General features: G+C 32.6%; 20 protein-coding genes. 8 read left to right on the top strand and 12 right to left on the bottom strand.

Features of this window, described 5'->3' with window-relative positions; all coding sequences use genetic code 11:
* Window positions 1-241 precede the first annotated feature (241 nt).
* Window positions 242-1,975 carry a M28 family peptidase gene (locus ACKTTR_RS14820; protein ID WP_408028568.1) on the top strand — a complete coding sequence of 578 codons (1,734 nt, stop codon included), beginning with the start codon at window positions 242-244 and terminating at the stop codon, window positions 1,973-1,975.
* Here ACKTTR_RS14820 and ACKTTR_RS14815 read toward each other — a convergent pair.
* The 3 genes from ACKTTR_RS14815 to pheS form a co-directional block, all read right to left on the bottom strand.
* The gene (locus ACKTTR_RS14815; RefSeq protein WP_408028567.1) at window positions 1,962-3,326 is read right to left on the bottom strand and encodes an alanine/glycine:cation symporter family protein; all 1,365 of its coding nucleotides are present in this window, start codon (window positions 3,324-3,326) and stop codon (window positions 1,962-1,964) included. The genes ACKTTR_RS14820 and ACKTTR_RS14815 overlap by 14 nt on opposite strands.
* A gap of 104 nt (window positions 3,327-3,430) precedes the next feature.
* Window positions 3,431-3,826, bottom strand: coding sequence for a hypothetical protein (locus ACKTTR_RS14810; protein WP_408028566.1), 396 nt, complete (start codon window positions 3,824-3,826; stop codon window positions 3,431-3,433).
* Window positions 3,827-3,899: 73 nt separating this feature from the next.
* On the bottom strand, window positions 3,900-4,919 hold the full coding sequence (gene pheS / locus ACKTTR_RS14805) for a phenylalanine--tRNA ligase subunit alpha (protein ID WP_408028565.1): 1,020 nt from the start codon (window positions 4,917-4,919) through the stop codon (window positions 3,900-3,902).
* 191 nt (window positions 4,920-5,110) lie between these two features.
* Here pheS and gdhA point away from each other — a divergent pair, with 191 nt between their 5' ends.
* Window positions 5,111-6,454, top strand: coding sequence for an NADP-specific glutamate dehydrogenase (gene gdhA, locus ACKTTR_RS14800; protein WP_408028564.1), 1,344 nt, complete (start codon window positions 5,111-5,113; stop codon window positions 6,452-6,454).
* A gap of 74 nt (window positions 6,455-6,528) precedes the next feature.
* On the opposite strand, the gene ACKTTR_RS14795 is transcribed toward gdhA, so the two are convergent.
* Window positions 6,529-6,861, bottom strand: a complete 333-nt coding sequence (locus ACKTTR_RS14795; protein WP_408028563.1) for a hypothetical protein — start codon at window positions 6,859-6,861, stop codon at window positions 6,529-6,531.
* Between the two features lie 334 nt (window positions 6,862-7,195).
* Between ACKTTR_RS14795 and ACKTTR_RS14790 the strand changes: the two genes are divergently transcribed.
* Window positions 7,196-8,155, top strand: a complete 960-nt coding sequence (locus tag ACKTTR_RS14790) for an endonuclease/exonuclease/phosphatase family protein (protein WP_408028562.1) — start codon at window positions 7,196-7,198, stop codon at window positions 8,153-8,155.
* Window positions 8,156-8,208: 53 nt separating this feature from the next.
* Here ACKTTR_RS14790 and glmS read toward each other — a convergent pair whose 3' ends face one another.
* Genes glmS through ACKTTR_RS14775 form a run of 3 tightly spaced genes read right to left on the bottom strand, consistent with a single transcriptional unit; the run spans window position 8,209 to window position 12,437 of the window.
* Window positions 8,209-10,065 (bottom strand): glutamine--fructose-6-phosphate transaminase (isomerizing), encoded by a 1,857-nt coding sequence (gene glmS, locus ACKTTR_RS14785; protein ID WP_408028561.1) that lies wholly within the window; start codon window positions 10,063-10,065, stop codon window positions 8,209-8,211.
* Window positions 10,066-10,071: 6 nt separating this feature from the next.
* Complete coding sequence (locus ACKTTR_RS14780) at window positions 10,072-11,622, bottom strand: DUF4270 family protein (protein ID WP_408028560.1); 1,551 nt, start codon at window positions 11,620-11,622, stop codon at window positions 10,072-10,074.
* Entirely contained in the window at window positions 11,622-12,437 is an 816-nt protein-coding gene (locus tag ACKTTR_RS14775; RefSeq protein WP_408028559.1) for a glycogen/starch synthase, read from the bottom strand. The genes ACKTTR_RS14780 and ACKTTR_RS14775 overlap by 1 nt, the downstream gene beginning before the upstream one ends.
* A 96-nt stretch (window positions 12,438-12,533) precedes the next feature.
* On the opposite strand from ACKTTR_RS14775, the gene panC reads away from it, so the two are divergent.
* From panC to ACKTTR_RS14750, 5 genes are all read left to right on the top strand, one after another.
* Window positions 12,534-13,385, top strand: coding sequence for a pantoate--beta-alanine ligase (gene panC / locus ACKTTR_RS14770; protein WP_408028558.1), 852 nt, complete (start codon window positions 12,534-12,536; stop codon window positions 13,383-13,385).
* 96 nt (window positions 13,386-13,481) lie between these two features.
* On the top strand, window positions 13,482-13,832 hold the full coding sequence (panD, locus tag ACKTTR_RS14765; protein ID WP_028891458.1) for an aspartate 1-decarboxylase: 351 nt from the start codon (window positions 13,482-13,484) through the stop codon (window positions 13,830-13,832).
* 1 nt (window position 13,833) lies between these two features.
* The gene (locus ACKTTR_RS14760; protein ID WP_408028557.1) at window positions 13,834-14,784 is read left to right on the top strand and encodes a lysylphosphatidylglycerol synthase transmembrane domain-containing protein; all 951 of its coding nucleotides are present in this window, start codon (window positions 13,834-13,836) and stop codon (window positions 14,782-14,784) included.
* Window positions 14,785-14,819: 35 nt separating this feature from the next.
* On the top strand, window positions 14,820-16,181 hold the full coding sequence (radA, locus tag ACKTTR_RS14755; RefSeq protein WP_408028556.1) for a DNA repair protein RadA: 1,362 nt from the start codon (window positions 14,820-14,822) through the stop codon (window positions 16,179-16,181).
* 107 nt (window positions 16,182-16,288) lie between these two features.
* On the top strand, window positions 16,289-17,641 hold the full coding sequence (locus tag ACKTTR_RS14750) for a TlpA family protein disulfide reductase (protein ID WP_408028555.1): 1,353 nt from the start codon (window positions 16,289-16,291) through the stop codon (window positions 17,639-17,641).
* Between the two features lie 26 nt (window positions 17,642-17,667).
* Here ACKTTR_RS14750 and ACKTTR_RS14745 read toward each other — a convergent pair whose 3' ends face one another.
* The 5 genes from ACKTTR_RS14745 to ACKTTR_RS14725 all read right to left on the bottom strand — a co-directional run bounded on the left by ACKTTR_RS14745 (window position 17,668) and on the right by ACKTTR_RS14725 (window position 22,728).
* Window positions 17,668-19,851, bottom strand: a complete 2,184-nt coding sequence (locus ACKTTR_RS14745; RefSeq protein WP_408028554.1) for a transglycosylase domain-containing protein — start codon at window positions 19,849-19,851, stop codon at window positions 17,668-17,670.
* Window positions 19,852-19,949: 98 nt separating this feature from the next.
* Window positions 19,950-20,168: a hypothetical protein gene (locus ACKTTR_RS14740; RefSeq protein ID WP_408028553.1), complete on the bottom strand. Its 219-nt coding sequence runs from the start codon at window positions 20,166-20,168 to the stop codon at window positions 19,950-19,952.
* A 109-nt stretch (window positions 20,169-20,277) separates the two neighbouring features.
* Window positions 20,278-20,703, bottom strand: a complete 426-nt coding sequence (locus ACKTTR_RS14735; protein WP_408028552.1) for a hypothetical protein — start codon at window positions 20,701-20,703, stop codon at window positions 20,278-20,280.
* Between the two features lie 165 nt (window positions 20,704-20,868).
* On the bottom strand, window positions 20,869-21,837 hold the full coding sequence (arsM, locus tag ACKTTR_RS14730) for an arsenosugar biosynthesis arsenite methyltransferase ArsM (protein ID WP_408028551.1): 969 nt from the start codon (window positions 21,835-21,837) through the stop codon (window positions 20,869-20,871).
* Window positions 21,838-21,909: 72 nt separating this feature from the next.
* On the bottom strand, window positions 21,910-22,728 hold the full coding sequence (locus tag ACKTTR_RS14725; protein ID WP_408028550.1) for a purine-nucleoside phosphorylase: 819 nt from the start codon (window positions 22,726-22,728) through the stop codon (window positions 21,910-21,912).
* Window positions 22,729-22,780 lie beyond the last annotated feature (52 nt).

Here is a 22,780-nt window from a genome sequence, read left to right as displayed (position 1 = left end):
TAATTCTTAGTGTTTATATGGGTTTAACAAGAGTTTTTTGATTCTAAATGAAGAAAAAAAGTGACATTTAGGTTTTTCAAAGTATGATTTTTTTATTTTTTGAAAATACTTTTTAGCTTTTCCTTTTTTTAAGCTTACAGTTTTTTGCAACATACTAAATAAACTGTCGTCATTAAGAAAGTAAAGTTGACAAGCACAAGAAGACATAAAAAGTGTACATTTAAAGCCATAAAATCCCGTTATGCAAAAAAACCTTTATCTATTACCTTTCCTTTTATTATTTATAAGTTGTAAGAATGAAAAAGCAGTTCCCGTTTTAAATACCTCTAATTATTTTGATGTTTTAAATGAAGAATTTACGGGTGACTTGGCCTATGAAACAACTTCTTTTGTAGAAAAATATTGGCGTGTTGTTGGTAATACAGGCTTTAATAAAAGTGTATACAAAATTGCAGAAGAATTAGAAAAGGCAGGATTTGTTAAAGAAGATAGCGCTACGAGTAATGATATTTTAACCTATAGAATAGAAAAAAGACCCTTAAAAAATCCTACTTGGGAATCTGTGAACGCTTTTGTAAAAATAGTTGGAGATGAGGTTCCTCTTTTGGGACATAGCACCAATAGAAATATGATTGCTTTAAATTCTTACAGTACACCTAAAGAGGGAGTTAATGCAGAGGTTGTTTACGTTAAAGACTTAAAAAAGTTGAAAGAGTTAGATGTTAAAGGGAAGATTGTTTTTGTTGAAACAAACCCTCATAGAATATTTAATCAAGCTATTGTAAAAGGTGGTGCTTTGGGGCTTATTACCTATAGCAATCCAAAATACTTACAGCCTCAGAAAAATACTACTTCTATTCAATTTAGAACTATCCCATTAAATAAAGAGGTGAAATCTTGGGCAATAGCCATGTCTTATAAGGCTAAAGAAGAATTAAAGGCAGCATTGTTAAAAGGAAAAGTTTTTCTAGATGTACATATTGAAACAAATATCTACCCATCAGAAGAGTTGACAATTGTTGCCGATATAAAAGGGGATAAGTATCCTAAAGAGCGTTTGGTTTTTAGTGCTCATATACAAGAACCTGGAGCAAACGACAATGCTACAGGTGTAGGAGTTGCTTTAGAAATGGCGACACTTACAGCTGAACTTATTAAAAACAACATATTTGTACCTAACAGAACTTTAACTTTTTTATGGGGTGATGAAATTATCTCAACAAACAGGTATGTGAAAGAAGATAGTATAAGAGCAAAAGATATTAAGTGGGGAATTTCTTTAGATATGGTTGGAGAAGATACTCAAAAAACAGGCGGTACTTTTTTAATTGAAAAAATGCCCGATCCTAGTGCTATTTGGACGAGAGGTAATGATAAACATACTGAATGGGGAGGGCGAAAAATGAAACTTGAAGAAATGACTCCACACTATCTAAATGATTTTTTAATTGATAAATTTAAAGAACAAGGAAAAAGAACAAATTGGATAGTGAATACAAATCCGTTTGAAGGAGGAAGTGATCACGTACCTTTTTTGAAAAGAAATATTCCTAGTGTTTTGTTCTGGCATTTTACCGACCAATTTTATCATACCGATAACGATCGAATTGATAAAGTGTCTAAAAAAACGCTGAAAAATGTTGGGATTGCTTCATTGGCTTCAGCTTATACTTTATTAAATGCAGATAGTATCACAGCAAAATCAATACTTCAAGATATTGAAAAGGCAGCTATAGAAAGACTTCAAGAAGAGCAAAAACAAAGTGAAATAGCTCTAAAAAAGGGGGATTCGTTATCAACACAATTATCCATTATTTCAGCGTGGAAAGATTGGTATATCAATTCAACCAAAACAACGTTAGATGTTGTAAAGGGTTCAACAAAACATCAGGAATATATAAAAGATGCATCAGAGAAAATAGATTCTCTATCTTCTAAAATTACTGAAGAGCTTACACGTATTAAAACGAATTAGTCTTTAGTTTATGAAAATATTTTTTGGCTTCTTTCTTTACTTTAGGTGCTAAAATTAGCGTTGAGAGTACAGTAGGAATTGCCATTAAAGCATACGCACTATCAATTAAATTGATTACAAAGTCTAATTTTATGATAGAAGCAACTACAATTGTAAAAATGTAAATATAGTTGTAGTTCTTTCCTATTTTAGTGTTGGTTAAAAAACTCAAACAACTCAATCCGTAAAAGGAGTAGGTAAATAGTGTTGAGAAAGCAAAAATTAATACGCAAATGGTTAAAATAACACTTCCTATGTTGTGAGGAAGTACTGCATCAAATGCAGCCAGCGTCATTGAAATTCCGTTACCTTCAAAACCTTTCCAAACTCCCGAAGCTAAAATAGCCAAGGCAGTTAAAGAACAAACTAAAAGTGTATCAATAGCAGGTCCTAACATAGCAACCAATCCTTCACGAATAGGTTCTTTAGTTTTTGCTGTTCCATGCATCATAGGTGCAGTACCTAATCCTGCTTCATTAGAAAATGCTGCACGTTTAACACCAGTAATAATCAAAACTCCTAAAGCACCTCCTAAAACTGATTTTCCTGAAAATGCATCTTCAAAAATTAAAGAAAAAATAGCTGGAACTTGTTCCATTCTTAAAAATAGGATAGTTAACACTGTAATAAGGTATACTACTACCATTACAGGAACTAATTTCCCAGCAACACTACCAATTCGTTTAATTCCCCCAAAAATTACCATAGCTACAATAATGGCAATGGTAATTCCTAGCAATAATTTTGCAGTAAAATGATTGGTTTCTTGTACATGAAAAACATCAATTAATGTTTGTGTTAATTGGTTTGCTTGAAAAGCAGGTAAAGTTCCTATCAACCCTGCAGCAGAGAAAAATATGGCTAAGGGTTTCCATTTTTTTCCTAATCCCTCCATAATTACATACATTGGGCCGCCTTTTACATTTCCACTTTCATCAGTTCCACGATACATAACTGACAAACTACAGGTAAAAAACTTAGTAGCCATACCTACAAAAGCACTTACCCACATCCAAAAAATAGCACCAGGACCTCCAGTTGCAATAGCAATAGCAACACCGCTAATGTTCCCCATTCCTACGGTAGCTGCAATAGCAGATGATAAGGCTTCGTAGTGCGATAAATCTCCAGGAGAATCAGCTTTGTCGTATTTTCCTCTTAAAATGGCAATAGCATGACCGATGTATCTAAAAGGAATTAATCCCGAGTAAATAAAGAGGTATAAACCGCCACCAATAAGTAATATTAATAAAGGAATTCCCCATACCCAAGAAGAAAATTGAGCAACTAAGTCTTGAATGTTTGCAAACATAAAGTGATATTTTAAGCGAAAGTACTAAAAGTGAATACAAAAGAAAGAACGATAGCTGTGAATTAACAACTATCGTTCTTTTGTGAATTTTATATGTACTGTGTTTATTTACAAACGATTCCCTTTTTTCCTAAGAATTCAATATCTCTTAAAAAACCTTCTTGAATAGTTTCTGCTTGAAAAATAAAGGTTTTATCATGTAGCCTATTGTTTTCAAAAAACGTTACCTGAAAACGATTGTCTAAATTAAACAATTCAGGTTGCATCAATTCAAATTTTTGATAGCTGTTTGCAGGGAGTTTGTCTATTTTTCTACGGAAAACAGAAGTAGTTTTAGTGTCTGAGAATCCTTGAGAAACAATTACGACCATCTCTAAGTCAACATCCTTTCTGTTTAGAATATATACATTCCAATCCTCTTTACCGTCAATTTCATTGGTTTCTAAAACTACAGCGATTTCTACACCTGTTACTTTAGGAATTTCAATATCTTTTTTCATTGAATACTTCTTTAAAAGGAAAGACGAAAGTTTAGTGCTTTCGTCTTTTATGTTGTTTGAATTTATTTCAAAATTAAATTACAGATTTAAATTGCTCTAAGAAACGTTTGTCATTTTCATAGAACATACGAATATCTGGAATTTGGTATAATAACATTGCAATACGCTCGATACCCATTCCAAAAGCATAACCGCTATACTTTGTTGGATCGATATTACAGTTCTTTAAAACATTTGGGTCTACCATACCACATCCCATAATTTCTAACCAACCTGTTCCTTTGGTAATTCTATAATCGGTTTCAGTCTCTAATCCCCAGTAAATATCTACTTCAGCACTTGGCTCAGTAAATGGGAAGTATGACGGACGTAAACGTATTTTAGATTTACCAAACATTTCTTTGGTAAAGTATAATAAGGTTTGTTTTAAATCAGCAAAAGAAACATCAGTGTCAATGTATAATCCTTCTACTTGATGGAAAATACAGTGTGCACGTGCAGAAATATCTTCATTTCTAAATACACGTCCTGGAGAAATTGTACGAATTGGAGGTTCGTTGTTTTCCATATAGCGTACTTGTACCGATGAGGTATGTGTTCTTAACAACGTATCAGGATTCTTTTCAATAAAGAAAGTGTCCTGCATATCGCGTGCTGGATGATACTCTGGTAAGTTTAAAGCAGTAAAGTTATGCCAATCATCTTCAATTTCTGGTCCTTCAGAAACGGTAAAACCAATACGGTTAAATACTTCGATAATTTGATTTTTTACTAAAGAAATAGGGTGGCGAGAACCTAAGTTAATTGGTTCAGACGGACGAGTTAAATCGCCATAAACACCTTTTTCCTCAACAGCATTTTCTATAGCTTCTTTTAAAGTGTTTACTTTTTCTTCAGCAGAATTTTTAAGCAAATTAATGGTTTGTCCAAATTCTTTCTTTTGGTCGTTAGGTACATTTTTAAATTCGGCAAATAAATCTTTTAAAATTCCTTTGCTTCCTAAATACTTAATTCTAAATGTTTCAATTTCTTCTTTTGAAGTGGCATTAAAAGCTTTTACCTCTCCAATCAATTCTTTTACCTTGTCTAACATAATCTTTCCAAAAGTTAAGGTGCAAATTTACGTTTTTTTGTGTAAAAAAAAGGACTTTTGATAGTGTTTGCAAAAACACCAATAAAATAAGGGAAATAAACAGAAAAATAGAAATTAACGAATAGTAAAATAATTATATTTGCATAGTAAAATTGTTAATATTATAAAATAACAGAACAACAACTAAGTTTATGGAATCTAAGATACAAGCATTTATGGATTACGTAAAAGAGCGTAATACATATGAACCAGAGTTTTTGCAAGCTGTACATGAAGTAGCAGAAACTGTAATTCCGTTTATTGAAAATAATCCAAAATATCAAGGTAAGAAATTACTTGAGCGTATGGTTGAACCTGAACGTACTATTATGTTTAGAGTACCTTGGGTTGACGATAGCGGAGAAACTCAAGTAAACAGAGGATATAGAGTTGAGTTTAACTCAGCAATTGGTCCTTATAAAGGAGGGTTACGTTTTCATCCTTCAGTAAACTTATCAATCTTAAAATTTTTAGGATTTGAGCAAGTTTTCAAAAACTCATTAACAACCTTACCAATGGGTGGAGGTAAAGGAGGATCTGATTTCAACCCTAAAGGAAAGTCTGATCGTGAAGTAATGGCTTTTTGTCAATCATTTATGACAGAGTTAGCGCGTCATATTGGTCCTGATACTGATGTTCCTGCTGGAGATATTGGTGTTGGAGGTCGTGAAATTGGTTACATGTTTGGTCAATACAAGCGTTTACGTAACGAGTTTACCGGAGTATTAACTGGTAAAGGAGCTTCTTGGGGAGGTTCATTAATCCGTCCTGAAGCTACAGGTTATGGTGATGTTTACTTTGCTGAAAACATGTTAAAAACCAAAGGAGATTCTTTCGAAGGTAAAACTGTAGTTGTTTCTGGTTCTGGTAACGTAGCACAGTATGCTACTGAAAAAGCAACTCAATTAGGAGCTAAAGTTGTTACTTTATCTGATTCATCAGGTTATATCTATGATGAAGATGGTATTGATGCTGAAAAATTAGCTTTTGTACAAGAGTTAAAGAATGTAAAACGTGGAAGAATACATGAATATGTAGAGAAATACCCATCAGCAAAATTCTTTAAAGGAGAAAGACCTTGGGGAACTAAGTGTGATGTAGCTTTACCATGTGCAACTCAGAATGAGTTAAATGGAGAAGAAGCAAAAGCATTAGTTGATAATGGATGTATTTGTGTTGCAGAAGGAGCAAACATGCCGTCTACTCCAGAGGCTATTGAAGTATTTCACAATGCAAAAATTTTATTTGCACCAGGAAAAGCTTCAAATGCAGGAGGTGTAGCAACATCTGGTTTAGAGATGTCTCAAAACTCTTTACGTTTGTCTTGGACTCGTGAAGAAGTGGATGCTAAATTACATTCTATCATGAATAACATTCACGAAGCTTGTGTAAAATATGGTACACAAGAAGGAGGATATGTTGATTATGTAAAAGGAGCAAATATTGCTGGTTTTGTTAAGGTTGCTGATGCAATGCTTGACCAAGGAGCAGTATAATTTACAGATAATAAAATTAAAGCCTCATAGATTTTCTATGAGGCTTTTTTTATTAGGGGATAATCGGTAAGTGATTACTTATTACTACTTTTTTCTATAGTTAAAGGCATTTTATAGATATGGTTCTTCACCATTAATTCTTTAGATATAAGTTTATAATTTAATCTACTTTTTACATAGTGACAAACTTGTTCAGTATCACAGTTAACATTCAAAATAACTATTTCTCCGTTTTTATTTATTAAAAATTCTACGGTAGTTTTTACTTCTTTATCTAGAACAAAGTTAGGGTTACCTAATAGTTCAACGATTCTTGTTCTAATTTGCTTTTTTGCAGGATTTTCGTTTGTTGAAAAAACTGAAGTACTCATCAGGGTGACGAACATTAATACAAATAACTTTTTCATTTTTTAGAGTTTTAGGGTTTGTTTTAAGTTTGTTAGAATTTAACGATGTAAAAGTATTGTAAATGAGTTTTTTAAAGGGGTATTGATGATTAATAAAATATTGTTTTAAAGTAAAATAAATAAGCGCCTTATAACAGTTTTACATATACTTAATATTGCAGATATTTGTCTTTTTTACTTTTCTTTTTTACTGAATTTTAAATAATTCAGTAATTTTTATCAAAATGTATAAGGTTATTTTTAAAACCTTATACAAATTCATTAATAATTAAGGTTAGCTTTATGTTATAGAGCTTCCTTCATTTTCGTATTTTCGGGGGATAAATATTTTTTAATGACTGCCAATAAGAGAAAAAACAGATATACGATTGCTTTTTATAATGTTGAAAATTTATTTGATACTGTAGATAATCCAAATACTTATGACAATGATTATACGCCAAATGGTAAATTAAGATGGAATAGGAGAAGGTACGGTCATAAACTTAGAAAAATAACATCAGTTATTAGTCAGTTAGGAAATAATCAATCTGCTCATCCACCCGTTATAGTTGGTTTAGTAGAGGTTGAAAACGCAAAAGTTGTAAAAGATTTAGTAAAACATAAAAACTTGTCAAATTTCAATTATGATTATGTTCACTATGATTCTCCTGATGAGAGAGGTATTGATGTTGCTTTGATGTACAACAAAGATTTCTTTGAGGTGATATTTTCTGAAACACATTCACTCTTATTAAATGATGAAGAAGGTGGGGTAGATTATACGCGTGATTTGTTAGTGGTTAAAGGAGTGCTTAATAATGAAAAGGCACACGTTTTAATTAATCATTGGCCTTCACGTAGAGAAGGAGTGTCTGAAACTGAAAATAATAGAATAAAAGCAGCCCAATTGACTCGAAGTGTTATGGATAAAATTAAAAAAGAAGAAAAGATTTCAAAGTTTATTATTATGGGGGATTTTAATGATAACCCTATAAATAAAAGTATTGAAGAGTATCTAATGTCGGATGACTTATATAACCCAATGAAACCTTTGTATGAAAGAGGAGTAGGAACCACTACTCATTATAAAGAATGGCATTTGTTTGATCAAATAATGTTTTCTAGAGATTTTTTTGATACGGAAAAAAGTAAGCATACTTTTTTAAATGCAAAAATTTATAATAAAGATTGGTTAAAAATATATAATGGAAAATATGAGGGAAGTCCTTTTAGAACCTTTATAGGACCTTTTTATAAGGGGGGCTTTTCAGATCATTTTCCTGTTTATATTACTCTTGAAAAAGATAGATAAAAAAATCCTGAGAAAAACTTTCTCAGGATTTATATTTTGAATAAAGCGGGCTGTTATTCAACAGTAACCGATTTTGCTAAGTTTCTTGGTTGATCAACATTTTTACCTAACATTACCGCTATGTGATATGACAGTAATTGAAATGGTATTGTTGTTAATAAAGGAGAAAAAGCCTCTTCTGTGTCTGGTATTTCAATTACATGATCAGCTATACCTTTAACTGTTTCATCACCTTCGGTAACGATTGCTACTATTTTTCCACTTCTAGACTTAATTTCTTGAATGTTACTTACTACCTTCTCGTAATGCCCTCTACTTGTTGCAATCACAAAAACAGGCATGTTTTCATCAATCAAGGCAATAGGTCCATGTTTCATTTCAGCTGCAGGATATCCTTCAGCATGGATATAAGAAATTTCTTTTAATTTTAAAGCACCTTCTAAAGCAACAGGGAAATTAAATCCTCTACCTAAATATAAACAGTTTTTAGCGTCTTTATAAACAGCTGCTATTTCTTTAACTTGAGCATCAATTTTCAATAAACTTTCTACCTGAGCAGGAATTTGTTGCATCGTTTGTAAATAAGTATTTACTGCAGATGTAGATAAAGTTCCTTTAGCTTGTGCCAGTTTTAAGGCGATTAAAGAGAGAACTGTTATTTGTGTTGTAAATGCTTTAGTTGATGCTACTCCAATTTCTGGTCCAGCATGCGTGTAAGCACCAGCGTGTGTTTCTCTTGCGATAGAAGAACCTACAACATTACATACTCCAAAAACAAAAGCTCCTTTAGATTTAGCTAATTTAATGGCAGCTAAAGTATCCGCTGTTTCCCCAGATTGAGAAATAGCAATTACTACATCTTTTGGAGTTATGATAGGGTTACGATATCTAAACTCTGAAGCATATTCCACTTCAACAGGAATACGAGCCATATCTTCAAAAAGATATTCTCCAACTAAACCTGCATGCCAAGAAGTACCACATGCTACAATGATAATTCTGTCTGCATTTAAAAACTTAGACATATTATCATCAATACCAGCCATTTTTATAATTCCTTCATTGGCTAACATTCTACCTCTATAAGTATCTATAATAGCCTTAGGTTGTTCATATATTTCTTTCAACATAAAGTGATCGTAACCACCTTTTTCTATCTGTTCAAGGCTTAATTGTAGCTTTTGAATGTTCGCATCAATTTCTTTATCATTCTCAATTTTACGAACTTTAATTCCTTTGTCTTTTTTTATAATAGCCAATTCACCATCTTCAAGGTAAATAGCATCTTTTGTATACTCAATAAAAGGAGAAGCATCAGAAGCTACGAAAAACTCTTCGTTGTTTTTTCCAACTCCGATAGCAATAGGGCTACCCAATCGAGCTACGACTAATTCATTAGGTTTTGTTTTGTCAAAAACAGCAATTGCATAAGCTCCAATTACATTGGTTAAAGCTAATTGAACAGCTTTTCCTAATTTGCAGTCCTCACTTTTTTTAATTTCCTCAATAAGGTTTACTAAAACTTCGGTATCAGTATCGCTTTTAAACTCATAACCTCTAGAAATTAACTCTTTTTTGATGGTGTCATAATTTTCAATAATTCCATTATGAACAATTACAAGGTTACCAGATTGAGAAAAATGAGGGTGAGAGTTTACGTCATTAGGAACACCATGAGTTGCCCAACGAGTATGACCAATACCTATTTGTCCTTTTTTTCTTTCCTCTTCTTTGTTTGTAATTATTTCTAAATCAGAAACCTTTCCTTTGGTTTTTGATAAATGCATTGTTTCACCATCATACATCATAATACCTGCACTATCATAACCTCTATACTCTAAACGCTTAAGTCCGTTAATTACAATCGGATAAGCATCTCTGTGTCCAATATATCCTGTGATTCCGCACATAACAACTTATTTTTCTTTTGAATATGATATTTTTAAAACGGCTCTTTTAGTTCCGTTAGCAGCTTCGTCTCCATTTAATAATGTCACAGCTCTAGGGTTCCAGTTATAAGATTTAACAGAAGTTGTTAAAATATTATTATTAACTGGTGCATCTGTAGGGTTGTATACTTTTAAAACTAAAGGGTCAATAGTTGTGTTTTCTTCTCCCGATAATAGTTTGGAAATATAATCGGTAATCCTAAACGTATATTTTTCAGGGTTATCATCATCGGTTTTCTCTAACCCCCCCCCAAAAGAAGTAGCGTCAACATAAGCATCAGTTAACTGAGTAGGTGAAATACTTCCTGTTTCGTTTTCTTTATTTTGATATAAGAATAACTGCTGAGGAACAATATTAGCATCGTTGTTAATTGTTTGATTTATATAAAAAGTAAGAGATGCATCATTGATTAACCAATTATTACTTTTTAACTCTTGAACTTTTGTATCGTTTAAAATTTCAACTTTTGCCATATATCCTGCTGTTCCTTGAATAACAAAGTTATTATTAGGTACTGGATTTGTAGCAGGAGTCATTTTGTAATGACTATTTCTTATACCAGAAAGAGGGAAACTAAATACACCTTTGGTAGTGTTTTTAACTGTAGATCCATCAATGTTGGATTTAGTATATAAAAAATCTATAGATGGTGTAGGACTTATAGAAGTTAAATTAATAGGAATCATAGATCCGTCATTTCCTGTTGCAACTATTTTAATTCCTCTAAAATAATTGTCAAAAGCTTCTTTAGATGCAAATTCTTCGCTATGAAACTTATCCCAAAATAAAGCTTTCATTTTTGTTATATCCAGAGGGATCGCTAAAAATGGAACCTTGAGCTTTTGTGAGTTTATAGCTCTAACAGTATCTTTATAAGTAGTTGTACTTGTTAATGAAGAAGATCTGTCAATTCTGTCAAAAATAAAAGTAGTATCTGTAGCCTTAGGTTTTAATTCATAAATACCACCCTCACTTAGTATATTGTCTCCTAAATATTCATTATCAGAATAGAATGTGTTTTTTTTAGATGGATCACTAGGATCTAATGTGTTTAAGTATGTTTCATTTTGGAGCACCTGAACATTAGTTGCAATATTAGGATTCCCTAAAATTGAATCCAACTTAAAACTAGTAACTCCGTCAGTAGTTCCTTTAGAGGTAGCTTGATATGGGATTTTTAAAATCACCTTGTCAAGGTTAAATGCAGTAGTATCTGTATCTTTATTATTAAGATTTATAACGTAACCAATTTGAGAAATTATTGAAGCTTCAATTTTTTCAGCATTAGGGTTATTATATACTCCTAGCCAATAATCACTTATAGTAGCGTTAATATTATCAGCTTGTACACTTTCAACGTCTATTGGAGTTATTTTAACATCTAATAAGATTTCTCCTGTTTCGAATTTATCGTTGTTAACAACGTTTGTTCCAACTTCACTAAAGTCTTTTTCACAAGATGTAATAGCTGCTAAACATAGCAAGCTAATACTAAGTACACCAATTTTTCTAATCATTATTCGCTTAATTCTAAAACGTTTTCTTTATAAAATTCTAAATATGCTTCAGTTAAAGTTTCCTCAGATTGGAAGTCTAAAACTTTTACATTGCTTTCTTCAATGAAAGTTTCAATTTCTTCAGGTAAAACTTCGCTACCTTTTATAATAGCATCTGAATTTTCAATAGCACTCTTTAAAATATTAATATGACTTGGTGTTTCGATTGTAGCTACTTTAGAATCTTCAATTTTATCAAAACGAACTTTGTTAGCTAATTCTTTATTCAAGTCCTTAATATCACTATTGTAAAGCGAAGTTACAATCTTGCTTTCAGCAAACAATGGTTCTTCTTTATAAAATTCTCTTAAATATAAAGGAAGTAATGAAGCCATCCATCCATGAACATGAATAATATCAGGAGCCCAGTTTAGCTTTTTTACAGTCTCAACAACACCTTTGGCGAAGAAAATCATACGCTCATCATTATCGTCAAATAACTTGTCATCTTCGTCAGAATATACAGCTTTACGCTTAAAGTATTCGTCATTGTCAATAAAATATACTTGCATCCTTTCTTTAGGGATAGAAGCAACTTTAATTATTAAAGGCATATCCATGTCATTAATAATTAAGTTCATACCCGATAGACGAATAACTTCGTGTAACTGATGCCTTCGCTCATTAATCACCCCAAATCGAGGCATGAATATACGGGTTTGAATTCCTTTAGAATGTGCATTTTTAGCAACGTTAAATGCGGTAGACGATAATTCTGTTTCTGGTAAATATGGTGTTACCTCTGATGAAACATATAAAATTCTCTTATCCTTCATTAAATCGGTCTCTTTTATTGAAGGTGCAAAAATACGAAATTTAATGCAAAAATCGTGTTAAATTGCTAATTTTGCATGCATTTCAATTAAATAACAATGAAAATTTTCAAAAGAAAATCCGAAATAAAAGAGTTTTTATCCACTCAAAAAAAGGATAAAAAGTCAATCGGATTTGTCCCGACTATGGGAGCTCTACATCAAGGGCATTTATCGCTTATTAAAAGAGCCAAAAAAAAGAATGATATTGCTGTGGTTAGCATCTTTGTAAACCCTACACAGTTTGATAATAAAGAAGATCTAGATAAATACCCTAAGACTTATGATAATGATGTGGCATTGTTAGAGTCTGTTAATTGTGACGTGTTATTTTTTCCTTCTGTACAGGAAATATATGCTGAAAATATAGTTTCTGAAAACTTCGATTTTGATGGATTAGAATATCAAATGGAAGGGAAGTTTAGAGACGGTCATTTTGATGGAGTGGGTACTATTGTAAAAACATTATTTGAAATAGTAGCTCCAGGTATAGCTTATTTTGGTAAAAAAGATTTTCAGCAACTGCAAATTATCAAAAAGCTAGTTGAGAAATACAAACTCCCAGTAAAAATAGAAGGAAGACCAATTTTCAGAGAAGTAGATGGACTGGCGATGAGCTCCAGAAATACTCGTTTAAGTAAAGAACATAGAGAGGCAGCGCCATTTATTTATAAGGTTTTAAAAAAAGCGAAAAAGAAATTTGGAGCAAAAGGTCCAGAAGAGTTAACTAAATGGGTAGAAAAACAATTTAAAAAACATCCGTTATTTGAGTTAGAATATTTTACCATTGCAGATGAAAAAACATTACAAACGGTAACAGAGATTAAAGAAAATACAAAGTATCGTGCCTTTATTGCTGTTTTTGCAGGAGACATTCGCTTAATTGATAATATTCGTTTAAAGAATAATTAAAAAGTTAGTGTTTAGGGCTAAGAATGAGGTTTGTAATAATGTTAAAATCATCAAAAAACAACCTAGTATTCATTAAAAAACAACTATTTTTGCAGCATGTTAGTACAAGTAGTAAAATCGAAAATACACCGTGTTAAAGTAACTAACGCGGATTTAAACTATATAGGAAGTATCACCATTGACGAAGATTTAATGGATGCTGCTGGAATTATTGAGGGTGAGCGTGTACAGATTGTGAATAACAATAACGGAGAACGTTTAGAAACCTATGCTATTCCAGGACCAAGAAAGAGTGGAGAGATAACTTTGAATGGAGCAGCAGCTCGTAGAGTTCAAAAAGGAGATGTACTTATTTTAATTGTGTATGCTTTTATGGAGTTAGAAGAAGCCAAAAAGTTTAAACCACAATTAGTATTTCCTAACGAAGAAAACAACTTGCTAGAATAGTTTGAGTATATCAGTAAAGAAAATCACAAAAATACTATTACCTCTCATTTTGGGAGGTTTTTTAGTTTGGTATTCATTGTCAAAAATTTCAATTGAAACCTTAGTACAATATTTTAAAGATGCTAATTACGGATGGATAGCTTTAGGGCTGTTCTTTGGAATATTAAGTCATTTATCTCGTGCTTATCGTTGGAAATTTTTACTAGAGCCTATGGGGTATAAGCCAGATTTTGGTAATAGTACCATGGCGGTTTTAGTAGCGTATTTAGTAAATTATGCAGTGCCAAGAGCAGGGGAGGTATCTCGAGCGGCAGTGATGACTAACTATGAAAATATTCCGTTTGAAAAAGGCTTTGGAACTATCGTTGCTGAACGAATGGCAGATTTGCTAATGATGCTTAGTATTATAGCAATCACACTTTTTGTACAATTTGACTTTATTTATGAATTACTGACTAAAAATTTTGATCCAATTAAAATAGGAATCCTTTTAGTAGGATTAATCTTGGTTTTTGTAGTTTTTACACGTTTTGTAAAAAAAGCGCAATCAGGAATTGGATTAAAAATCAAGAGCTTTGTTGTTGGGTTAATTGAAGGAGTTACCAGTATCTTTAAAATGAAGCATAAATGGGCATTCATTTTTCATACTGTTTTTATTTGGTTGATGTATGTATTAATGTTTTGGGCAACGATTCCAGCAATTAATGGACTTCATGTTCCTTTAGGAGGTGTTTTAATCGGTTTTATTGCTGGTGGATTTGCTATTGCAGCCACTAACGGTGGAATAGGGTTGTATCCTGTTGCTGTAGCTGGAGCCTTAGCGTTATTTGGAATTGCTGAAGAACCTGCAACAGCCTTTGGTTGGATTATGTGGACCGCTCAAACAGCTATGATTATTGTCTTTGGTGGATTGGCGTTTTTGTTCTTGCCCATCTACAATAAAAACAAATAGTTTTCTTTTCTTTGTAAGTAAATCTTACAAATCGAATGGCAAAAACCAAAACAACTTTTTTCTGTCAAAACTGTGGAGCACAACATGCACAATGGGTAGGGCAATGTGGCTCTTGTAAACAATGGAATACTATTGTTGAAGAAGTTATTCAAAAAGAAGAAAAAAGAAACTGGAAATCGCCATCAAATTCACAAAAAAGAGTTGCAAAACCTTTACGAGTTGAAGATATTCAACTGAATCCAGAAGAGCGTTTTGGTACTAAAAACCAAGAATTAGATACTGTTTTAGGTGGTGGATTGGTCAAAGGTGCTGTGGTGTTACTAGGTGGAGAACCAGGAATCGGGAAATCTACGTTACTGTTACAAATTGCTTTACAAATTCCACAAAAAGTGTTGTATGTGTCTGGGGAAGAAAGCCAGTCGCAGATTAAAATGCGAGCAGAACGTATCGAAGGGAAAAATCCTAACTGTTTAATTCTTACAGAAACTAATACACAACAGATTTTTAAAAACATAGAAGAGGTTCAGCCAGATGTGTTGGTGATAGATTCTATTCAAACCTTACATACAGATACGATTGAAGCTTCTCCAGGAAGTATTTCACAAATACGAGAAACTTCAGCAGAGTTGATAAAGTTTGCAAAAGAAACAGCAACTCCAGTATTGTTAATCGGGCATATCAACAAAGAAGGACATATTGCAGGGCCTAAGATTTTAGAACATATGGTAGATGTGGTGTTGCAATTTGAAGGTGACCGAAATCATACCTATAGAATTTTGCGTTCGCAAAAAAACCGTTTTGGTTCTACTGCAGAGTTAGGAATTTACGAAATGTTATCAGACGGATTGCGAGAAGTATCGAATCCTTCTGAAATTTTAATTTCTAAAAAAGATGCTGATTTAAGTGGAACTGCGATTGCATCCACCTTAGAAGGTATTCGTCCGTTAATGATAGAAATTCAAGCCTTGGTTTCAACGGCGGTTTATGGAACTCCACAAAGAACTACGACAGGCTACAACTTAAAACGCTTGCACATGATTTTGGCAGTATTGGAAAAACGTGCAGGTTTCAAGTTAGGAGCGAAAGACGTGTTTTTGAATGTTACTGGTGGAATTCATGTAGACGATCCGGCAATAGATTTAGCGGTAGTAGCAGCGATTTTATCGTCAAATCAAGATTTAGCCATCAATCCCGATGTGTGTTTTGCTGCTGAAGTTGGTTTAGCTGGTGAAATTAGACCTGTTTCCAAGATAGATCAGCGTATTACCGAAGCTGAAAAGTTAGGATATAAAACGTTTGTAACCTCAAAATACAACAAGATCACCAGTAAAAACCATTCGATAAAATTGATTTTAGTGAGTAAGATTGAAGAAGCTTTTGCTACGTTGTTTGCTTAAGCGAGGTGTATCCTTACAATGTGTTAAAATTGTTAGTCTTTGTGGTGTATAGTAATGAAATAGATTGTTACCTTTAGCGCGTTTTTTGTAATTAATTACCAACACAAATGAGTAAGTTTATCCATACTTTTTTTGCAGTTTTTATTAGCTTATCTGCAATTGGAAATTCAGGAAAAATAAATATTTCAGGACAAGTAAAGAATCATTTATCTGATCCGATTACCATTACATACCTTAATAATCAAAAACTAACATCTATTGAACTTGATGTTGATGGTAAATTTAGTATTTCTGTTGAAATAGAAGGAGGTTATTATTTCCTTAAATATGGACGTAATAACATTTACATTTATCTTAACCCTAAAGATGAGTTGAGTGTTTTTTTTGATGCTAAAAACTTTAAAGAAACTCTTGCTTTTAAAGGTAAAGGAGCAATACGAAATAAATACCTTGCTAAGAAAGCAAAAGTAGAAGAAGAGCTAACCAAAGATTTTGAAGCTTTTTATAAAGTAGATGAAACAGGATATCTCAAAAACTTAATGAAAATTAAAAATGCCCATTTAAATTTATTATCTCAATATGATGTTGAGAGATTTTTTGTAAAAGAGGAAAAAAAATCATTAGAATATGAAAGACTTCTTAAAATTCAAAATTATAAATCAAATTATAAGTTTTATTTAGGAGATGATATTATACTCTCAGAGAATTTTTATGAGCCAATAAAAAAAGTGAATCTCAATAATGATAAGGATTATAAAAAACAGTTATACTTTCGTTATTTGGTGAATTCTGTTTGGAGTAAACGTATAGATGCAGCCCCTAGTGTAGATGAAATGTTAAATGTTTTACGTAGGGTTCCGTCAAAAGAATTAGCTATTAGTTTAGTGAATGGGTTTTATTCTAAAATAACAATCAAGGAGGATCGTGCAAAAGATTATCTTGACCTTATTAAAAGGGTTACCAATCATCAACCTTTTATTGAAGCAGTTGAAAAAAAATATGAGAAAATAATTAATTCAAAAGTATTAAACGTAGGAGATGCTTCACCAGAGTTTAGTTTTGAGGATATAGGAGGGGAAGTGTTTAGTTTAAAGGATTTTAAAGGGAAGTATGTTTACATTGATGTTTGGGCAACTTGGTGTACACCTTGTATTAAACAAATTCCTTATCTCAAGGAATTAGAGAAGCGTTATCATGATAAGAATATTGTATTTGTGAGTATTTCTGTCGATAAGAAAGAGGATAAGGATACATGGAAAAATATGATAAACGATAAAGCACTAGTAGGGGTGCAATTATTTGCTGATAAATCATTTGAGAGTGATTTTATGAATGCCTACGCAGTAACTTCTATTCCTCGTTTTATTTTGATTGATCCTCAAGGTAAGGTTGTAACAACCGAAGCACCGAGGCCTTCTTTTGATAAGACAAAAACTCTTTTGGATGAACTGTTGAATTAGAGATCTAACTTTTTAAAGTGTTAAACTTATTCCTTTTTCTTTCCAAAAAGTCTGTTGAAAAACCCTTTAATTCCTTTTTCTCTGTAAGGAGGACAGTTTATTGACAAAGAAATTTCATCAGGAATATCAAAAGAGGTTAAGTATTTTTCCTTTAGTTCAGGGTTGTTTTCAATTTCTTTTAGAACGTTAGCAACGATTGGCAGCGCTAAAGAAGAACCAGAACCATTTCCACTAGTAAAATGTATGTCGTTTTTAGAAGTTCCTACCCAAGTTCCAAGAACAATATTCGGTGTATAAGCCATAAACCAAGCGTTGGTATAGTTTTGAGCAGTACCTGTTTTACTGGCTAACGGACTTTTGATTTTATACCTGCTTTTTATACTGGCTCCTGTTCCTTGTTCTACCGCTTGTTGTAAAATGGTAGTTAACGTTTGTGTACTTTCTTTTTTAAATACTCTTTCTGTCTTTTGCTTTTCGCTTTCGTAAATGATATTCCCTTTTTTATCGGTAATCTTGCTAATCATATACAAATCGTTCATTTCACCATTATTAGCAAATGTACCGTAAGCTCTTGTGGCTTCAAATAGTGATAAATCTAACGTTCCTAAAGCAATAGAAGGAGCGTCGTCGGTAATTTCAGGGAACAATACTTTTTCACAAGTATCGATTAGCCATTCTTTTTCTAGTTTAAAATATAGATTAACACTAGGAATGTTCATGGATTTAATTAAGGCGTACCACATGGCAACTTTTTTATTAGGAGTGGTGCTATGGTCGGCATTTTGTGGCTTCCAGTTATCGTATTCAGGATAGGTTTTTTCCTCGTTTTCAAAATAATCACACGGAGAAATTCCATTTTCCAACGCTGTAGCATACAAAAACGGTTTAAAAGCTGAGGCTATTTGACGGTGCGATAACACCATATCAAAAGGAAGTGTGTTAAAGTTATTTCCGCCAACCCAACTAATTACTGCGCCACTCTTCGGATTCGTAACTAATACAGAAGCATTCAACATTTTATCATAATACCAAAGACTGTCAATTTTGTTACCAGTAATTGTTTTTGCACTGTCCCAATCAAAAAGTTGAATAGTTCTCTTTTGTTTATCTTTTTCTGTGAATTGTTGCTTTTGTAGCCATCTATTTTTTAACCTGTTTGAAGCTAATTCTTTGTCTAATTGTTGTTGTTTGACGATGAGTTGCTCCTTAGCAGATTTTTCTGCAATTTTCTGAATATCGTAATTCAGTGTTGTGTGAATTTTTAACCCGTCGGTTTCTAAGTTATAGTTGCTGTTAGAAGCTTCATTGCTCTTTTTTATAAGTTCAGCAGCTTTTTTCTTTACTTGATAGGTAAAATAACCGGCTGTTGTATTTATATCAAGGTTATGATAGTTGAGTGTAATAGGTAGTTTTTGTAAGCTATCGGTAACTTCATTGCTTAAATACGCTTCGTTGTTCATTAATTGAAGCACCGTGTTACGACGTTTTTTAGCATTTTCAGGATTCAATCTTGGATTGTAATAGGTATTAGCCTTTAACATCCCTACAAGTACAGCAGATTCTTCGATATTTAATTTGTTGACTGATTTATTAAAAAATCGATTAGCAGCCGATTCTACTCCGAAGTTATTTTCTCCAAAAGGAACCGAGTTCAAATACAATAACAAGATTTCATCTTTGCTGTATAGTTTCTCCATACGACTAGCAATAATGAGTTCTTTTATTTTATTGATAGGCATGCTCAAAAAACCATGATACTGCCTTCCGTATAAGTTTTTAATTAACTGTTGCGTAATGGTACTTCCACCACCACCTGAGGCGTCTTGTAGTAAAATACTTTTAAAGAAAACACGTGCATAGCTTTGACCGTCGTAACCATTATGTGAGTAAAATCGCTTATCTTCTGTAGCTATTAAAGCTTCTTTTAAGTGATTTGGAATTTGTTCTAGTTGAACATTAGTTCTATTCTCAGCAAATACTTTACCGATAATTACTTCGTCTGATGAATAAATTAAAGAAGCTTCTTCATTAATAACAGATGTTAACTCTTTTTTGTTGGGTAATTTACCAAACACCTCAAAATACACTAAGGAGAATAATAGTACTACTGAAAGAAACCCAAACAGTATTAATCCTATTACGTATTTTAACAGAAGAGTTAATTTCTTGTTTTCTTTAAGTTGAAGTTGTATCTCTTTCAATGTTTTCATTGTACAAAATAACGAATATCAATTGGTAAAATTGTAAGGGTTTTACTATTAGATTAATATCAATTAACTAAAATGTATGATGTTATTAGTAAAATTATTTATACAGCTTCAAATACCTTTTTTAAAAATAAATGCTTTTCATTGAAATCAAGATCAATTTCAGCTACTAGCCATATATCGTTTATTGTTTTGTCTTCATGATGCTCTTTACCTTTCCAATAGAGACCATCATGTATTACAGAACATTTAATTCTTAATGAATCTGCTTTTTCATGATTATAAATATATGTTTTTGGAAACCATCCTGATATTGACAAGGAGTTGTTATTTGATTGTTTAACCCCTATGGTACAACCATATTTATCAGATAATTTTAATGATTTTTTAGGCTCTAGTTCAATATCTGTAGGTTTTAAGTTAACTATTTTATCTGTTGATTTTAAAAAAATACCATGTTACATCAACTAATTCTTTACATCTATTAATGTTTGGAGGTTCAGCGTCTTCATGTTCAATTTTATTTCTTATTTCCATAAGAATTTTTATTAAATATGGTCTAGCTAAACCATACTTTTCTAGTAGCTCCAAGTAACCTTTAGGGCAATCATAAAACTTTACAGATTTAAGATTATAAGTTTTCTCTATTAGTTTTAACCGTTGATTTAATGCTCTTTTTAAATTAGAGAGAGCATCTGATAACTCAAAACTTGAAGAATAATCAGTGATTAATGACTCAGAATGATTAAGTAATTCATATGCTCTTTTAACTGGTTTTGGGTCACAAACAGATTGACCAGAAATACTCCAGTCCCAGTCAAGTATTTTTTTAGAAATAAAATTAATCTTCGTCATATTTTAGTTTAAAAATTTACATTTTCAATTGTTAAGATATCTGCTGTAGTTTGAATGATTAAATTTAGCCAGTAGCTAAGGTAATTTTTTAAAGGTTATAGTCAAAAAACTTATATAACAAAAAAACCTCGCTAAAGCGAGGTTCAGAACTAAAGTAGTTTTTGTCTAACAGCACCCACCACCATCGTAATGATAGGTAGATTCTGAGAAAAATATATCGTCTCTTTCCAACGCTTTTAAAGCGGCTGCTGTTTTATCACAAATAGCCAATGGTTGGTTTTTTAATAAGGTGTGTCCTTCTCCGTCATCAAAATAATCTTCATCACCAAAGTAAATCGCTGCTTTTCCTGTAAATACACATGGGCCATCAGCAGGCATCGGATCTTTAATCGCTGCTACTTCAATCGATTCGATATAAATCAATTCATCCGTAGGATAATTTTTAGGATCTAAAATTCTGTATGGTTTACGCGCTCTGATTTCAATGGTTCCAAAACCAGCGTCGGTTAACATCTTTACATATTCCGCAATCGGTAAACTTCCACTTAAACATAAGGCACGCAAACGTTCGTCATTACGTAAGGTTTCGTTCATAGGTTGCTCACAGGTAGGATCGCTCATTACCAAACGTCCGTGAGGTTTTAATACACGGTACATTTCAGCAATGGCTTTTTTCAGTTCTTCAGCTTTAAAAATATTGAATAAACAGTTTTGAGCAGCCACATCAATAGAATTATCTTCTACAGGTAAGTGTAAAGCATCACCTTTGCGTAAATCTACAAACTCACTTTTAAACCAATCGTTTTGTGCTTCAGCTTCAATAAAATTCTTTTGAGAAGCTTCTAGCATTTCATCTACCACATCAATCCCGATCACGCCGTTTTTCTGACGTGAGAAATAAGAGAATTGCAGTAATTCCATTCCGCCACCAACACCTACATATAATATTTTAGGGTTGTTAGTTAAATCGCGTGCATGCACTGTAGAACCACATCCGTAGTTCATTTCTTGCATAATTTTCGGGATTTTTAATCCAGGTAACTCCCAAATTGGGTTTGTTGTACAGCATAAGCCAACATCAGGGGTTAAGGCTGCTTCTTTATATACATCTTTGGTGGTTTCTAAGTAACTCATATTTTCAATATTTAGTTAACAGTTTTCAGTTAACAGTATGCTGTTTTAGTGCATACTGAGGGCTGTTTACTGCTAAACTATTTTTATCAATTCTTTAAAAAGTGTAATCATTTTCGGTTCAGCTTTTCCTGCAACTTCAATGATTTCGGTAATATCTACAGGTTGTAAATTTTTAGGATCGCACTCATCGGTTAATACCGAAACGGCTGCACACGGAATGTTGAGTTGTTTTGCTACGATAACTTCAGGAACAGTACTCATTCCAACCGCATCTACTTCTAAAATTTGTAACATTCTATACTCAGATCTGGTTTCCAATTGCGGGCCTACAACACTTGCATATATTCCTTCTTTCAGGTCTATGTCGTTGGCTTTAGCAATAGCTTTCATTTGAGTGTTCAATTTTTTTGAATATGGTTCTAACATATCGGCAAAAATATTCCCAAACTCGTTTGCTCCTTTAAAGGCTAGGGGAGAACCTCCTTGTAAATTCAAGTGATCTTCTAGTAACATCAAATCTCCTTTTTTATAAGAAAGGTTGATAGCACCTGCAGCATTAGAAACTAACAAAGTTCTAATACCTAACGCATGCATGGTCCTAATACCGTAGGTAACTTCCCATAAATTATATCCTTCATACATATGAAAACGCCCAGACATAACGACAACTTTTTTACCTGATAGGGTTCCGTAAATTAACTTTCCGGAGTGAAATTCTACAGTTGCTTGTGGAAAGTGTGGAATGTCAGCATACGGTACTTCATGTTCAATGGTTATTTCATTAACTAATTTTCCTAACCCTGTTCCTAAAACAATTCCTATTTCTGGGTTGGTAATTCCTTTATGTTGAAGAAATTCTTGTGTTTCTTGTAGTTGTTGTTTTTTTTGCATTTTATATTGTGTTTGTCATTACGAGCCTTTCGACTGTCGCTCAAGACAGGCT

The sequence above is a fragment of the Tenacibaculum litoreum genome (assembly GCF_964513915.1).
Lineage (GTDB): Bacteria > Bacteroidota > Bacteroidia > Flavobacteriales > Flavobacteriaceae > Polaribacter > Polaribacter litoreum.
This window is presented reverse-complemented; position numbering and strand designations above follow the sequence as displayed.